14 protein-coding genes and 3 pseudogenes are annotated in these 15,873 nt (G+C 42.8%); 14 read left to right on the top strand and 3 right to left on the bottom strand.

What is annotated here, in order from left to right:
* Positions 1-125: 125 nt before the first annotated feature.
* The 8 genes and pseudogenes from DWX26_RS03165 (at position 126) to DWX26_RS03130 (ending at position 8,568) form a co-directional block, all read left to right on the top strand.
* On the top strand, positions 126-716 hold the full coding sequence (locus DWX26_RS03165) for an IS3 family transposase (RefSeq protein WP_242991131.1): 591 nt from the start codon (positions 126-128) through the stop codon (positions 714-716).
* Positions 673-978, top strand: a pseudogene (locus tag DWX26_RS03160) (ATP-binding protein); the annotation flags it as partial. The gene DWX26_RS03165 and the pseudogene DWX26_RS03160, both read left to right, overlap by 44 nt.
* Before the next feature lie 109 nt (positions 979-1,087).
* A pseudogene (locus tag DWX26_RS03155) lies at positions 1,088-1,240 on the top strand (MerR family transcriptional regulator); the annotation flags it as partial.
* 374 nt (positions 1,241-1,614) lie between these two features.
* Positions 1,615-1,986: a hypothetical protein gene (locus tag DWX26_RS03150; protein ID WP_242991130.1), complete on the top strand. Its 372-nt coding sequence runs from the start codon at positions 1,615-1,617 to the stop codon at positions 1,984-1,986.
* Between the two features lie 53 nt (positions 1,987-2,039).
* Entirely contained in the window at positions 2,040-2,432 is a 393-nt protein-coding gene (locus DWX26_RS03145; protein ID WP_022461287.1) for a helix-turn-helix domain-containing protein, read from the top strand.
* Between the two features lie 81 nt (positions 2,433-2,513).
* Positions 2,514-6,287, top strand: a complete 3,774-nt coding sequence (locus DWX26_RS03140) for an HD domain-containing protein (RefSeq protein WP_117509554.1) — start codon at positions 2,514-2,516, stop codon at positions 6,285-6,287.
* 323 nt (positions 6,288-6,610) lie between these two features.
* The gene (locus DWX26_RS03135) at positions 6,611-7,807 is read left to right on the top strand and encodes an AAA family ATPase (RefSeq protein WP_117509553.1); all 1,197 of its coding nucleotides are present in this window, start codon (positions 6,611-6,613) and stop codon (positions 7,805-7,807) included.
* Positions 7,807-8,568, top strand: coding sequence for a hypothetical protein (locus DWX26_RS03130; protein WP_022461284.1), 762 nt, complete (start codon positions 7,807-7,809; stop codon positions 8,566-8,568). The genes DWX26_RS03135 and DWX26_RS03130 overlap by 1 nt, the downstream gene beginning before the upstream one ends.
* A 362-nt stretch (positions 8,569-8,930) precedes the next feature.
* Here DWX26_RS03130 and DWX26_RS03120 read toward each other — a convergent pair whose 3' ends face one another.
* Together DWX26_RS03120 and DWX26_RS03115 are read right to left on the bottom strand one after the other, a co-directional pair.
* Positions 8,931-10,103, bottom strand: coding sequence for a sensor histidine kinase (locus tag DWX26_RS03120; protein ID WP_118600839.1), 1,173 nt, complete (start codon positions 10,101-10,103; stop codon positions 8,931-8,933).
* Positions 10,100-10,747, bottom strand: a complete 648-nt coding sequence (locus tag DWX26_RS03115; protein WP_022461282.1) for a response regulator transcription factor — start codon at positions 10,745-10,747, stop codon at positions 10,100-10,102. Before DWX26_RS03115 ends, DWX26_RS03120 begins: the two co-directional genes overlap by 4 nt.
* Before the next feature lie 133 nt (positions 10,748-10,880).
* On the opposite strand from DWX26_RS03115, the gene DWX26_RS17625 reads away from it, so the two are divergent.
* From DWX26_RS17625 to DWX26_RS03100, 3 genes are all read left to right on the top strand, one after another.
* Positions 10,881-11,024, top strand: coding sequence for a CD1871A family CXXC motif-containing protein (locus DWX26_RS17625; RefSeq protein ID WP_055218540.1), 144 nt, complete (start codon positions 10,881-10,883; stop codon positions 11,022-11,024).
* Positions 11,017-11,931, top strand: a complete 915-nt coding sequence (locus tag DWX26_RS03105; RefSeq protein WP_117760975.1) for a 4Fe-4S binding protein — start codon at positions 11,017-11,019, stop codon at positions 11,929-11,931. Before DWX26_RS17625 ends, DWX26_RS03105 begins: the two co-directional genes overlap by 8 nt.
* Before the next feature lie 83 nt (positions 11,932-12,014).
* Positions 12,015-12,956, top strand: coding sequence for a TlpA disulfide reductase family protein (locus DWX26_RS03100; protein WP_118600837.1), 942 nt, complete (start codon positions 12,015-12,017; stop codon positions 12,954-12,956).
* Positions 12,957-13,061: 105 nt separating this feature from the next.
* Here the strand turns inward: DWX26_RS03100 and DWX26_RS17830 are convergent.
* Positions 13,062-13,349, bottom strand: a pseudogene (locus tag DWX26_RS17830) (hypothetical protein); the annotation flags it as partial.
* Here DWX26_RS17830 and DWX26_RS03090 point away from each other — a divergent pair.
* From DWX26_RS03090 to DWX26_RS03080, 3 genes are all read left to right on the top strand, one after another.
* The gene (locus tag DWX26_RS03090) at positions 13,345-13,548 is read left to right on the top strand and encodes a hypothetical protein (protein WP_118600833.1); all 204 of its coding nucleotides are present in this window, start codon (positions 13,345-13,347) and stop codon (positions 13,546-13,548) included. The pseudogene DWX26_RS17830 and the gene DWX26_RS03090 overlap by 5 nt on opposite strands.
* Before the next feature lie 241 nt (positions 13,549-13,789).
* A complete protein-coding gene (locus tag DWX26_RS03085; protein ID WP_118600831.1) occupies positions 13,790-15,130 on the top strand; it encodes a TrkH family potassium uptake protein in 1,341 nt (446 codons plus the stop codon).
* 19 nt (positions 15,131-15,149) lie between these two features.
* Entirely contained in the window at positions 15,150-15,797 is a 648-nt protein-coding gene (locus DWX26_RS03080; RefSeq protein ID WP_022462603.1) for a potassium channel family protein, read from the top strand.
* Positions 15,798-15,873: the final 76 nt, after the last annotated feature.

Raw genomic sequence — 15,873 nt, 5'->3', positions numbered from 1 at the left:
AGATGTGCACAGCAAGCAATCCTAACAGCACTTGATATGATGAATGATGGTAAGCCATTTATCTTGAAGTGTCTGAGAAGACGGAAGCTGCCAAAAAGGCTGGATGCCGGGTTTCCGTTTCCGGAATGTTGAAATTTTTAGGTGTCTCTCGCTCAGGATATCTTGCATGGCTCCACCACGTACCTTCTGATACAGAAAAACGTCGTAAAGCTGTAAAAGCAAAAATACAGGATATTTATGATAATTCCAAGCAGAACTACGGTGCTCCGAAAATCACTGTAGAACTTCGAAAAACTGGTGAAGTCATTTCGGAAAGAACCGTTGGTACATATATGCGCCAAATGGGAATTCGTGCTCAGTGGAGCAAACCATGGACGATCACCACAAAAGATTCCGATTTTAGCACTGAATTACAAAATATCCTTGATGAGCAATTTAATCCTGATCGTCCGAATGCAGTCTGGTGTTCGGATATTACCTACATCTGGACAATAGATGGATTTGTCTATCTGACCAGTGTTATGGATTTATTTTCCAGAAAAATTATAGCCTGGACGCTTTCAGAAACACTGGAAGTATCTTGCGTGATTGATACTATAAACAAAGCCAAAGCTCGCCGAAATATCGATCAACCATTCATTATCCATTCGGATCGTGGCAGCCAATATGTTGCAACAGGCACGCATCAAATCCACAAATCTGGATTACCTGAATAAACTGACCAAGCTGGATCTGCTTGTGATCGATGATTTCGGTCTTATGGATCTCGACCTTGATAAATGCCGGGCTCTCTTTGAAGTCCTTGACACCAGAGATGGAAGAAAATCAACTGTAGTCATCTCACAATTTCCAGTCAGCACATGGTTCGATATGTTTGCCGATAACACCTACGCCGATGCGTGTCTTATACGAATCACGGATAAGCACCATACGTATCGTCTGGAGATGAACGGTATAAATATGCGTGAAACAGAATGATGTAATCTAGCGGTACTTCGTACCGTTAAAAATGGAATAGCCGTTCCGCAGTAGCGGAACTGGCGTTCCGTTTAAGCGTAATTTGCAGTGTACGATGAACACGTCAAATATCAGAAATTATAAACCAAAAGATTTTGCTGAATTATTAGGGGGTTCGGTCAAAACGTTGCAGCGATGGGACCGGGAAGGAATTTTAAAAGCCAACCGTACTCCAACAGACAGACGCCATTACACTTATGATCAGTACCTTCAATTTAAAGGAATTCATACAGAGTGGAGAGTATTGGGGTCAGACCCTCTTATGATTTTCTTACAATGAATTTGCACTTTTTAAAAGGAAGAAAGCTGCTTATCACGGCCGGTGTGTATGAATCGGAAGTGGCGGAGAAGGTACAGGATACCTTTGAGAAGTATCGAGAAACACAGAGTTATAAAGAAGCCATCCTCTCAACCGCAAATACTCTTCAACTTTCCAAAGCCTCCGTCACCTCATACCTGCCATATCAGAAAGGCGTGTACTTCCCGAGTACAGCAGATAAAGAGAAAATCAGTGTTGGAGCAGAGCGGCAGCGGAGATACAGAGCGATAAGAAAACTGAGATCAGAGCCGACAGAGGAGCACCTGTGGGAGACGGTCTTGCTTTATTGTGGTGTGCAATTTAAAACCTATTCCGGCTTACCCTTTACCTATGAAATACGAAAGGGCAGAAGCGGCGAATATACAAAGGAATTGTGGATCGACCGCCGAGGGAAGAGCAAAAGCCTGGCGTGGAGTTCTGTGCTGCTGGCACTGGGGAATATCAAAAAGGTAGGAGAAGTAGTTGAACGACCAAAGGCTCTGAGTGACATCCGGGGTGTGACTTACATCTATGGGATGTTCTATCGCTTCGGACTGATCGATGTGCCGAAAGAAGTGAAGGAAAAGAAAAATGATCGAGGCAATAAAAAACAGAAGAAGGGAAGAGAAGATATGCTTGAAGAAAATATAAAATTTTTTAGGAGACTTTAAAAATCCTATCATTTATGATATGATCTATATAATATATGCGAGAGGAAAAATATATGGATTACGATATTGAAATGAATAAGAAGGATTACCAAAGAGAAAAAGAAGCTCGTGCGAAGCGGTTGGAAGCATATGCGGAAGCGATTCAAACGATCACTTTGCAGAAATCGTCCAAAGTGATAGAAGAACTTATAGAGGAGAGACGCAGGCAGGGGCTGACACAGCAGGACTTAGCGGATATGACGGGAATTCTTGCACCGAATCTGGCGCGGCTGGAGAGCAGAAAAAGGGTTCCAACACTGGTCGTGCTGCAAAAATACGCTTCGGCGTTAGGAATGCACATTGAAGTAAAATTGTGTGATGGAACAGAAGAGGAAAGATATACAAGATCAGATGTGACAAATCAAGAATATGATACCGATGTGAAACGGGTGGCGAAGCCGGTATAGGTGAATATATGCAAAAATTATATGGGAAAATCTTTTAGTTATACGAGAAAACATATTTGATAGTAAAGGGGCAAAATACAAATGAAAACCAGACGAATCACCTTAGAAACGCATCTGCACAAGATAGCAGAATATGATGAAACTGTAAAAAATCTGGAAAGTGTATTCAATATTCAGAAGCAGAAAGTTATAAGATATATCGGCTCTGTCGTTACATCGTTTCCCACTTATAGTACGCACGATGCCGTTCATTCCATGAATATTATTTCAGCGATCGAAAAGATTCTTGGACAAAAGACGATTAAGAAAATGTCGGGCATTGATACGTTTTTAATCTTAATGTGTGCTTATATGCATGATACAGGAATGCTGTATTCGGACGAAGAAGTGAAACAATTATGGGAAACGGAGGGATTTCAGGATTTTCTCACTTCTGCCAGAAAGAGAGAAGATGAAGTAGGAAGAGCTGCGCGGAAGATTGATAAGGCAGAAAAAGGAGAAGGATGTTCGGTTCTTGAAGTACGCCGTTCTGTTGCTGTGATTCTGATGGAGTATTTCCGCCCAAGACATGGCCAGAGAATCAAGCATGTGACAGATGCCAGAACAAGTGAATTTGGTTCATTACTGTCGATAGATGATTCATTCCTGCCAGACAGAATTATTCATAACATCTATCGGATATCCATGGCGCACAACTGGTCGTTTGAGGATATTTTAAAAGAAATGCCATTGGCAGATTCATTCGGTGTTGAAGAATTCCATCCGAGAATGGTTGCATATCTGATCCGTATGGGCGATTTATGTGATATGGATAATAATCGTTTTAATGGTGTTGGAATCAAAGTATTCGGCAATCTCGGAGAAGAAAATCTTGCACATTATTTCAAACATAAGAGTGTAGAGACTTTACATATATCTTCGGATGGGATAGTAGTTGTTGCCAATGTCTGTTATGATATGATTCAGAGGGAATGTGAAGAGAACTGGCTGAAACATATGGAGAAAGCAGAACGGGATTCTGCGCTGAAAAATATATTTCAGAATACGGTGAAAGAGCATATTAACTGGAAATCCTGGCTGGAGCAGGAGGTTACTGCAGGAAAGATGCATTCAATGGAATTATTTCCAGAGAAAAAGTTTATTTCTGTTCCTGAACTGAAGTATAAGATTTTGATTGACGGAGAGGAATCTGAATCTACACATAAAAATCTGAAGTTTCTTTTCTCATCTGAAAAGGCATTTAAACTGATTGAAGATATCAGCATTTACCAGAATAATAAATTGATTTTTGTGAGAGAACTGATACAGAATGCACTGGACGCAACAAAGATGCAGTTATACAGGACGTTGTCTGCGTATGGCTTTCAATTTAATGAAAAAACATCGCCGTTTGATGTAGAAAGAGCATATCCCAATATTTTTGAGGAACATGCGATTATGATTCACACAGACTATAGTCGTGAAACGGGAAAAGTTTATTTTTCGATTCGGGATAAAGGGATTGGCATCAGCATGGATGAGTTTAAACGTAATATTCTGACAACAGGACGAAGCTGGCCGGAACGAAAAGAATACCAGGATGAAATCAAAAGAATGCCGGAATGGCTGAGACCGACAGGGGCATTTGGAATTGGACTGCATACGGTATTTTCAGTAACAGATTCCCTGACGATACGAACTAAGTCCGATAGTGAGAACAAGGCAAATGAGATGACATTATATTCAGGGAAAAAAGGTGGTTATGCATTTTGCAAGAAAACGAATCAGACTCTGCAAAGGGGATCAGAATTTAGTTTTTCGTTTCTGTTAACGGAAGAACTGAAAGAATGGGTAACCGGAAGTAATGGTGGAAAATTGTTTCTCGAAAATGTAAATGATGGAATACAAAAGGAAATTAAAAAGATAATGGAAACGTGGTGCGTAACACCTATGGTTTCCATCTATGCGGATCAGGATTATGGAATACCAGCTTTTTCGCAGTCGACCTGGTACAATGAACTGAGCAGAACAGAAAAAGAAAATCAATTGATTGATCAGTCTGTCGAGTCAGAACGATATCATTTTGCGTTTACAGATGACTACCGGTCGATAATGGTGTGGGATCGGGAGAAGGATTGTGCATTAAGTTTTGGAATGGAGAGCATGGAAGGAAATAACGTTTGCTATAAGGGGATTCGTCTTACAGAAAGGATGGAATCTGGCAAATGCAGTGACAGCTTATATCTGAATCAGATGGATGTGCTGGATGGTGCAGGAAATGATTGGGTGGACGCAGCAAGAATGAAATTATCTCTGGCAGCACGCAGAAAACTGGAAAGCGTTGTGGAAGAGGCTACTGCATTTGCAAAAAGAATATATGTTTTCATGTTGGATGAATTTTATCAAGACAATGATATTAGAAATCTCACAAATGATATTGATGCAATGGCAAATAGAATTTATCAGAAGAAAGAGATATCATTGAAAGAAATATGGACAGAGGGCTGTGAACTTAAGAAAAAATATTGGGGAGTGCCAGAGTGGTGGAACCATAAAATGCTTACCAGAAAGATACTGCCATATTTTTTAATTGTAAAAATGTTAGATAAAAGCATAAAACTGTGGGATCCAGAGTCTGGGATGGAAGAGGTGCAGCATATATTTTGCCTTGCAGATCAGTTGATTAAAAGATGGAAAATGGATTGGAACGGAATGCACGGGGAATCCTTTCAACAGTCGTATTTTGATCAGCAGATGAGAACTCTGCTGTGGCATTTTCTGCAGATTGCAGGAATTGGATTTTCCTATGTTGCGTTTGAAAAAGTGAATTTTGACGATAACGAAAAAAATACGTTGTTTGAATATAAAAATTTGATTACGCAGAAAAGCTTTCAATTTTATCAAAAAGCATTTCCGTTCTGCTCGCAATGGAAATTTACAAAAGATATGTATCAGTGCGTAGAGGAGAGTGCCATAAGCGGGTTGATTCGATGGCGACCGGAATTCAGGAACAGAGTTCCGGATTTTATTAGATGGAAATATTGCCTGCCGAATTCGGCTTTGGATAAAGTGTTTGTGGAATGGAGAGCAGAGCACTGTTTTTCAAATGTAAAACCGTTGGAAATATTCCTGAGATTTTCAGGGATTCCTGAAATTGTATTAGACATACCAGGGGAAAACTGCCCGATTGGAGAAAAAGAGAAAAAAGTATGGCGTAAATTCTGCACAGAGTCCTATCTTAACTGGAAACTGTTTTATCGAATCAGACCATTATCTGAAGTTGCAAAAGATATGCTGAATAAAGAGACGATTGTTTTAAGGAGACCATTTACGACATATATAAGTGAACTGTTTCCGGTTTTCCACAGAATGTCTCTTGTAAGTATGGACGAAAGAAGGATGGAATTCAGCATTCATAACAGTAACACACACGGAGTACAGATAGATTCACAGACGAAAAAGAGAATATTTAAAGAATTCTGGAAAGAAGTAGAGCGGAGCCATGATCCGAAGGGATATGTGGCTATGATTGGAATGGAAGAATATCCGATGCTTGGAATTGAAAATGCAGAAGAACAATATCATGCACAGATTGGAATGCTGGCGAAGTATCCGGAGATACCATTATGGGATTATGGGGCAGGAATCAAAGCGTTTATGGATCAATTCATTGGATGTCCAATTGATGAAAAGAGTCAGGAAATTATAGATCGTATTATTAATTCAGAGGGTGGAAAGGCAGTGATTCATTACATCGCAGTGTACAGAAAAAAGACGGGAGATGATGTGAAAGAAGAGAAAATTGAGACACAGTACAGGGAGTTTTTGAAAGACTTGATTTATTGTTGGGCAGATGGAAGATGCACGTTTGGATGAAAAAACGAAAAATAACAGTATACGAATCCTTGCCATTTTGATTCGCGGAGTTGATATTATGCCATCATTAGCATCATTTACGAGAGTATGAAACTTTTCTGTAAAATAATGTTTAGAAGGTTTTTCTGTGATGCAATAAATATCGTTAGGAGGGTCTTTATTATGGAAAGACAAAAGAAACCTGTATATCGAGTACAAATTTTCAAAACGAAGAAAAATTCTAAAATAAGTTTGTAATTATTTTAGAAAACTGGTATACTTAATTTGAAACATGGCAAAGCTTATGTTAAGCTTGAGCTGGCTTTATGAAGGAAGTGAGTGCTTTGAACATTAAAAAGCTAGTTTTTAAAAATTTCAAGACATTGGAAGAGGTGTCGTTTGAGCCGGGACGTGTAAATGTTTTTATTGGAGCAAATGGCTCTGGAAAAACAACAATCCTTGAGGCTATTGGTTTGCTTTGTGCTGCTATGACAGATCGAGTAGATAACGCAAGTATGCAGCGGAAAGGTATTCGTCTTAGTGTTCCGGGACTTTATAAGTCGGCATTCTCCGATTTAAGGAGAAAAGCACCAACCATCAATTTTGATGTGTCTTGGCGACAAAATGAAAAGAACTATCAATATGGAGTCAATTTGAATGTTCCAAATGAATCGGATTCAGCCAGACGAGACATGTGGCGTTATCATTCGGAAAAATTGACTGTAAATAATCAAACACTGTGGGGAAGAAGCGGTGCATCAAAAACAACATATGATCCGTATGTGGGGTTACTGATGCTCGAACCTAATGAAGAACTTGCTGAGGTTAGACCGGAAATTGAGAAGTTTAAGAACTATGCGATTTATCAACCTAACACACAAGCATTGAGAGGAACGCTCCCTGATCCGTATCAGGTTAATCCTATCGGTTTGTGCGGAGGCAGACTTGCAGAGGCAATTGAAGAAATCATGAGGCAAGATGAAGACGGTGAAAGCTACTTGCAGAATCTTCCACTGGATGAAGTCTTGGAACTGATCGATTGGGCAAGTGGGTTTGATGTGACTGCACCTAAAAAGTCAAGCGTAAATGCTGCTGTTCCGACGACGAGAAGAATTTTGGAGTTCCAAGATCGATATTTGACTTCAAAAACAAGCTTTACCGCTTACGATGCCAGTGAAGGAGCGTTGTATGTTCTGTTTCTTCTTTGCTTGGCATTGCACCCTGATGCACCGGGCATTTTTGCTGTGGATAGTTTTGATCATGCAATGCATCCTAGACTTGCGAGAGAGACGACAAAGCTGTTCTGTAAAACAATTCTGGAACAGGATAAGACTGTTTTTGTAACAACCCACAACCCTCTGGTTTTGGACGGACTTGATTTAATGAATGATGATATAAGATTGTTTGCAGTAAACAAAAGCAGAAAATCAGGTCACACATCTTTACAGAGAATTCAGGTGACTAAGGAGTTAATGGATTCTGGTTATTCTCTGTCGAGATTGTGGACAGAAGGACGGTTAGGGGGCGTACCAAATCTGTAATGAAAACGATAGGAATTGTTGCAGAAGGCCCACGGGATTTTGAACTGATTGCTGCAGTCATTGATACAATTACCAATGAAGAAAACAATTATCAAATGATTCAGCCAGAACCCAACATGATCGGACAGTTTGGAAATGGTTGGAAAGGTGTCTGGAAATGGTGTGAAGACAATCAGGGAAAGCTGAAGGCCTATATGCATTCCTTGACACCAGTACTTGATCTTTTGGTTGTCCATATGGATGGAGATGTCCAAAGATGCGAGAAAGAAGTCCATTGTGTTTGTCAAAGGGCACTTTGTGATGCGCCGGAAGGAGCACATCCGCTTACCTGTGAAAAAATAATTGGAGATAGAAACGAATGTCCGGTTGCGTTACCGTGTGAACACCATGGAAATACTCCAGATGCAGAGGCTGATTTTTTAAGAACATTCATAGGGACGTTGTTGCTTCCGGAAGATGGACTGGCTGTGAGCTATATGATTCCGTTTGATGCAACGGATACATGGATTGTGGCAGCCTGTGATCAGTACGATGATTATGAAACATTACTTGATCCGTGGGTTAACATCATTGCACATTCACCGCAATATCATGGAGTGAAAATTAAAAATCGTCCTAAAAAAGAAAAACGGACATACGAAAAGTTAATTGAAACTGTTTGTGAAAATTGGGATGATGTGGTTGCAAAATGTCCACAAGCAAAACGGTTTGATGAAGATGTGCGTGATTTTTTGATTGAACAGAAAACAGCAAATGTGTGATAAACGGGGCTTCTTTTCGCTGAGGAAAGTGACTGAAGCACATCCGAATCAGTATTATTTTGAGCGAATTGATACATGTGATAATGCGTTGGTTCGCTCTTTTTTTGCCCAACGGAAGGAAGCATGAAGGCTGTGCCTCATACCGCATGAACCACAGACAGCACCCAGGTGTAATCCGAAGTGCAGCTGTGGCTTATGCGGTTTTGCTTCTGAAACGGGAAAATATTGGGCTGAATAAAATAAAAGTTTCCGAAATGGGAAAATATTTTGATGTCCTGCGTATAATATGCCATACTGAGAAAAAAGAAGAAATGGAGTCACACCAGAACAGATGATGTCATCGACTGGCTTTTGGGATGATGTCACTGTGTAAAGACTACCTCAAAGATCGTTCCACCGGACGGGCTGGACTGAACGGTTATTCTGCCGTCATGTACGCGCACGATTTCACGAACCAGGGCCAGCCCAAGGCCTACTCCGCCAAGCTGGCGGCTTCTGGATTTATCTACACGGAAGAATGGTTCAAATATGCGTTCTTTTAATTCAGCCGGGATTCCGCTTCCGGTATCTTCTACGGACAGGCAGATGTTTTTTCCCTTCCGGTATGCGGTTACGGTAACCTGTCCGCCGAAATGGTTGTATTTGATTGCATTCTCAACAAGATTGTATACCATCCGGTAAATCAAAATGTCACTTCCGACCATCGTGGTATCTTTACAGTTTCCGATCAGTTTTATCTCCTTTTCCTGGGCAAGCGGTTCCAGATCCACCAGTACTTCATCGACGAGGGCATCAACGGCAATGGTTTCATCCCTGCTTACTGTTTGAAGCTCACTCATATCGAGCAGTGTCTTGACCATTTTGCTGAGTCGGCCGTTTTGCTCCGTCATCATTTTCAGTGTTTGTAAGGTGTCGGCGTCATTGCCCGGATGCGGGGTGGAATGGTATAAATCGAGCTGTACCTGCATGACAGACAATGGGGTTCGAAGCTCGTGTGCTGCATTTGCCGTAAACTGTCTCTGGATTTCAAAAGCATCTGCGAGACGTTCCAGCATCTTGTTATACGAAATACGAAGCTGGTTCAGCTCTTTTACTTTGTTTTCTTCAATGCGCGAATCGGCCAGATTCTGTGCCTGCACCTCCTCGATTTTTTCGGAGAACTCACGAATGGGTCTGAGCGCATGGCCACTGATAAAATAGGTAGCGACACCGCCAAGAAGGGCCAATAAAGCGGAAAGGATCAGGCTGTTTCTTTTGTAGTCTGCTTTGTTGTTGTACACCTGAACAGAGAAATCTCTGGCAAATTCATCCCAATTGTCCTCCGGAATGCTGATATAGATTTGATCGGAACCGTCTGCGGTACCGTCTCCGCCCTGATCTCCGGCATCATCGCCCCGGGCATCTACGGTCTCCTGCAGGGAATCGATATAATAAATTCCGTTTTTATAGACAAGCAGGGTCAGACATCCACAGATGACCGCAATATACAGGGTAATGATACAGGTAAGTCTCCACTGCAGTGATATTTTTTTCATCGGTCGGACTCCTCTCGTATTTGATATCCTTCGCCTACTTTATTCAAAATCGGATCGTATCCAAGTACCGCCCTGAGCTTTCGCCGAAGCGAAGACATATGTACGCGGATGGATCCGCTGAAGCTGTCCACGGAGGCATCCCAGACATGCTCGATCAATTCTTCCTGGCTTACCGGTCTGCCAAGGTGGAGAAGCAGATATTCCAAAATTCCGTTTTCTTTTCTTGTCAGGGAAACCAGGGTTCCGTTGGCATAGGCCTCTCGTTTGATGGTATCGAATTTGATCCCGCCACTTTCCAGACAGACATCCTTCTGCACAAATTTTCTTCTTGTCAGACTGCGGATCCGCGCTTCCAGCTCCTGCAGATGGAACGGCTTTTCCATATAATCATTTGCCCCGGCATCGAGTCCTTCTACTTTGTCTGCAATCTGTCCTCTTGCAGATAAGATCAGCACCTTCGTTTCTTCGTTTTCCTTCCGGAGCTCTTTTAGAAGATCCATTCCGTCCATGCCGGGCAGATTGAGATCCAGGACAATCAGATCATAATTTTCTGCCAGGATGCATTCCAGAGCCTCCGCCCCATCATAGCAGGTATCTACCTCGTACCCGGCGGCGTACAGACTTCTGGCAACTGTGTCACACATTTGTTTCTCATCTTCCACGATTAATAATCTCAAAATTTTTTTCACCTGCCCATTTCTTAACAATGATTTTACAACAGCTATTGTATAATATCAGAGTCAGCTGGTCAATCAATAAAATCAAAGGAGCAACCACATTTTGAAATGCAGAAAAATATCTCAAATTGTTCTAGTTATCACAGGCATAGCGATGATGGGCTATGGCGCCGTCAGAGGGGAAGCGGCTGCTGTGCTTGGGAAAGCAATTAAATTATGTCTGGAGTGTGTCGGAATTGGATAAGAAAAAGAAGTTACGATCAAAGAAAATAGCCGGAATACGCGGGTGGATCCAGGCAGCGGCCACACTGCTTACCAATCCTCATATCCCCAATTTTTTTCAGGGCAAAATATATCAGGGCAAGGCGAAAACGGTATGCGTACCGGGCCTAAACTGTTATTCCTGTCCTGCTGCGACGGGAGCGTGCCCCATCGGAGCCTTTCAGGCGGTTGTCGGATCATCCAAATTTAAGTTTTCCTACTACATAACCGGGTTCCTGATTTTACTCGGCGTGACACTGGGAAGATTCATCTGTGGTTTTTTGTGTCCGTTTGGATGGTTTCAGGATTTGCTTCACAAAATCCCTGGAAAGAAATTCTCCACGGCCAGACTGAAGCCGCTGCGGTATCTGAAATATATCATCCTTGTTGTTTTTGTGATTCTTCTGCCGATGTTTGCAACGAATTCGATCGGGATGGGAGATCCGTTCTTCTGCAAATATATTTGTCCGCAGGGCGTTCTGGAGGGGGCGATCCCGCTTTCCATCGGAAATGCCGCAATCCGGTCTGCACTGGGCAAGCTGTTTTCGTTTAAATTCTGTATTCTGATTACGGTTGTCGTGCTCAGCATCTTGTTTTACAGACCCTTCTGCAAATGGATCTGTCCTCTTGGGGCAATCTATTCCTTATTTAATAAGGTAAGCTTTTTACATATCACGATTGAAAACAGCAAATGTGTCGGATGCAATCAGTGTTCCAGGGCATGTAAAATGGATATCGACGTGTGCCGGACCCCAAATCATCCGGAATGCATCCGATGCGGAGCCTGCATCAAGGCCTGCCCGAAGGATGCGATCCACTATCAGTTTATGGGAAAAACGTGTCAGAAAAAGGACACCGGAGATCAACAGTCAGAGATCAGAAACCATTGATCAGCAGCAGATCACGAAGCATCGAAGGATGATATTGAATTCTTGTTTTTTACATTATACTATCTTAAAAGGAGCCATAATTTATGAAAACCAAAAGAACTTTTATCCCTGTTTTTACACTCAGCGTAGCATTATTACTTACCGCATGCAACGGAAAAGAGGCTGCAGACACAAAGAAAACGCAGACAACCCAGACGGAATCCGGCACAGAAGCTGTTACGGGATCTGTTGCGGAATCCGGAACCGAAACGGCAGGGGCTTCCGGCACAAAGCTGGACGATTTATATCAGCAGGAGAACCAGATTTTTGCAGATCATGCGGATGTATGGAACAAGGTGTTTGGCATGATGAATAAAAGCACGGCGGATCCAAGCGGAAATTATGCGGATTATCTGGCAGACACGGTTGAAGCCAACAAGGATTCTTTTTCAGAGGACGAGCTGAAAACACTGACGGATGATATTCAAACGATACGAACAATCGAGGAACAGATGGCGGAAATAGAAAACGGCAATACAGCATCGGAAGATAGCGACGCGAAAAACGATTCCGAAGAGGCATCTCCGTTCCGGGATTTCTCGGGCCAGGATTATGATGGCAACACCGTTGACGAAAGTCTGTTTTCCAAAAATGCGGTAACGGTCGTGAATTTCTGGTTTACTGGCTGCAAGCCTTGTGTTGCTGAGTTATCCAAGCTGAACGAATTAAACGATGCAATCAAATCCATGGGAGGCGAGGTTGTAGGCATCAACACAGAAACCTTCGACGGAAATCAGGATGCGATCAAAGAAGCAGCAGCGGTTCTTGAAAGCCAGGGTGCGAAATACCGCAATCTTTCCATTGACTCTGCTTCCGCTGCAGGAAAGTATGCTTCCGATATTATGGCATTTCCGACCACAATCTTAGTCGATCGAAATGGAAATATTGTGGGAGAACCGATGCTTGGCGGAATCGACAATCAGGAGAATTATGATACGCTGATGAAACAGATCCAGTCTGTGATAGATGCAGACAGCGCGAAGTAAGACGAGAGCTGCGGCAGCCAAAGGAAGCAAGCGATACCGCAAAGTGGGGCTCGCGGAAGTGATTTAGGGCTTGACATTATAGGAAGGGAGTGCGAAAAAGCAAAGTTACGTTTTTTCGCACTCCCTTTTCATAACAGGATTTTTTTCAAATACATTTACAAGACGAGGTAGCAGACAAAGGAAAAAGGAACGTTTTATTTTCCGTTTTGTTATGAATGGATAGTCCGTTCTGAATCCGCAGGTTTCATGGAGATCGTCAGTGATTTCCTGACGTTCATATACCGGCATGAAACCCTGTTCTTCTATATCCGCAAATGTTATGTCTTTTAAAGTGTGAAGTAATTGTTCTGTGGTATAAGTCCCTTTCAATTAGCGGTTTAATAACCGGATGAAAAATATTGCGGTGGCTCCTGTTATTCTGGAAGATGGAAGGCTGTCCTTCTGTGTTCCGGGGGATGATGGTCCTCCGTGGTCCGGGGTGTGGAACCTGACTGGAAAGATTGTTTTGGACGGGGATGATTATATTTACGAAAGCATCGGTCACCTGGTTGGCTGGTGCTTTTTTCGTGGGGAAATGGAGGTGGCGGAATGACGTATGAGTTCGGGTCGAAGGAGATTGTGAAGGGTTCTGGATATATTTCCAGGTAGTGCTGAACCACATTGGGGTCAGACCTCATTACTGTTGTGGGAAACTTTTGGGCGGTTCCTGTTTTTGGGCTTGAAATTCGAAAAATCTTTATACAATCTTAATGCCATGGAAAAGGTATTTATACGTTTTTAAAACGGAAGTCTCTAAAATAAGGAAGAATCAAAAAGAAGGAGTAAAAAGAGAAATGTGGAGTATAAAACTGCGATACAGGAAACAATGGTCGTCGTTTGAAATTATCATTCTTGGATTTGCGGGGGTAATTCTGGCAGGAGCACTGCTTTTGATGCTTCCTGTGGCTTCGCGGGAAGGAAATGTAACGCCATTTACAGAAACACTGTTTACTGCAACATCAGCCGTCTGTGTGACAGGACTGGCAGTCAGGGATACAGGAAGCTACTGGTCCGTCTTTGGACAGAGCGTGATTTTGCTGCTCATTCAGATCGGTGGTCTTGGTGTGGTTACGATCGCTGTTTCGATTGCGATGCTTTCCGGGAGAAAAATTTCCCTGATGCAGCGAAGCACGATGCAGGATGCGATTTCTGCCCCGAAGGTGGGCGGAATTGTGCGCCTGACGCGTTTTATCCTCAAAGGAACCTTTGGAATTGAACTGTTGGGGGCGTTGTTTCTTCTGCCTGTTTTTTTACGGGATTACGGCGGAAAAGGAATCTGGATGGCGTTGTTTCATTCTGTATCCGCATTCTGCAATGCAGGATTTGATCTTCTTGGAAAAACGGATCATCTGTATCCGTCCCTGACTTCTTATGTGGGAAATCCACTGGTTAATCTTACGATTATGGGGCTAATTGTAACAGGTGGAATCGGATTTCTGACCTGGGATGATATCTATACAAAAAAATACCATTTTCGTCAGTACTGCATGCAAAGCAAGGTGATCCTGCTTACAAGTCTGTTTCTGATTTTTGTTCCGGCGGCCTTCTTTTTCTTCCGGGATTTCGCCGGAATGCCGGTCAAGGAGCGGACGCTCTGCGCATTGTTTCAGTCTGTGACAACAAGAACGGCCGGATTTAATACAGCAGATCTTTCCGGGATGACAGGTGCCTCCCAGGCGATTATGATTATTCTGATGATGATTGGCGGAGCACCGGGATCAACGGCTGGCGGAATGAAAATTACCACATTTGCCGTGCTGACAGCTAATGCGTCTGCTACGTTCCGTCAGAGAGAGGACACACAGATGTTTGGACGCAGGGTGGGCCAGGAGGTATTAAAAAATGCATCTACGATTCTGATGATGTATCTTTTTCTGGTGCTAATGGGAGGAATGGTGATCAGTGTGGCAGAAAATCTGCCGATTTCTGAGTGTCTGTTTGAGACAGCATCTGCTGTTGGAACGGTTGGCCTGACGCTTGGAATTACGCCGCGGCTCGGTGTTCTTTCGAAAGGAATTCTGATCGCACTGATGTTTCTTGGAAGGGTTGGCGGTCTGACGCTTGTTTATGCTGCGATGCCGGGGAGAAAGAGCGCACATGCAAAAATGCCGCTGGAAAAAATAAATGTAGGATAAGAAGAGAGGAAGAGATGAGATGAAAAATATTTTACTGATTGGAGTAGGAAGATTTGGGAGACATATTGCCATGCATCTGAATCAGCTTGGACATCAGGTGATGGCGGTAGACCGAAATGAGGAACGGATCGACGCCGTGATGCCGTATGTGACAAATGCACAGATCGGTGACAGTGTCAATGCAGACTTTCTGCGATCCCTTGGTGTGGGAAATTATGATGTCTGTATTGTGACGATCGGAAGCAGCTTTCAGGATTCGCTGGAAACCGCATGTCTTTTGAAGGAGCTGGGCGCAAAATGGGTCGTGTCCCGGGCAGAACGGGATGTACAGGAAAAATTCCTGTTGCGGAACGGAGCGGATCAGGTTGTTTATCCGGAAAAACAGATGGCAAAATGGACAGCAATTCGTTACAGCTCGGATCATGTGTTTGACTATATTGAAATTGACAGTCAGTATGCGATTTTTGAGGTTGAAATCCCGGAGAACTGGATTGGAAAAAATGTCGGCCAGCTGGATATCCGGAAAAAATACGGTATTAATATTCTGGCAACAAGAAAATATGGAAAAACAGATGTTGCGGTGTCTCCGGAGACAGTTCTGGATGGCGATGCTACCATATTGGTTCTTGGTGAATATAAAGCGATCCAGAAATGTTTTCGAATCTGAAAGAGAGGTGATTTCTGTGTTAAGTGTAGGACTGCTCTTCGTTACCCTGGTCGGTTTTTTGTCTGGAGGCGTGCTC

This window comes from Blautia sp. AF19-1, assembly GCF_003479155.1.
In the GTDB taxonomy this organism is placed as follows: Bacteria; Bacillota; Clostridia; order Lachnospirales; family Lachnospiraceae; genus Fusicatenibacter; species Fusicatenibacter saccharivorans.
This window is presented reverse-complemented; position numbering and strand designations above follow the sequence as displayed.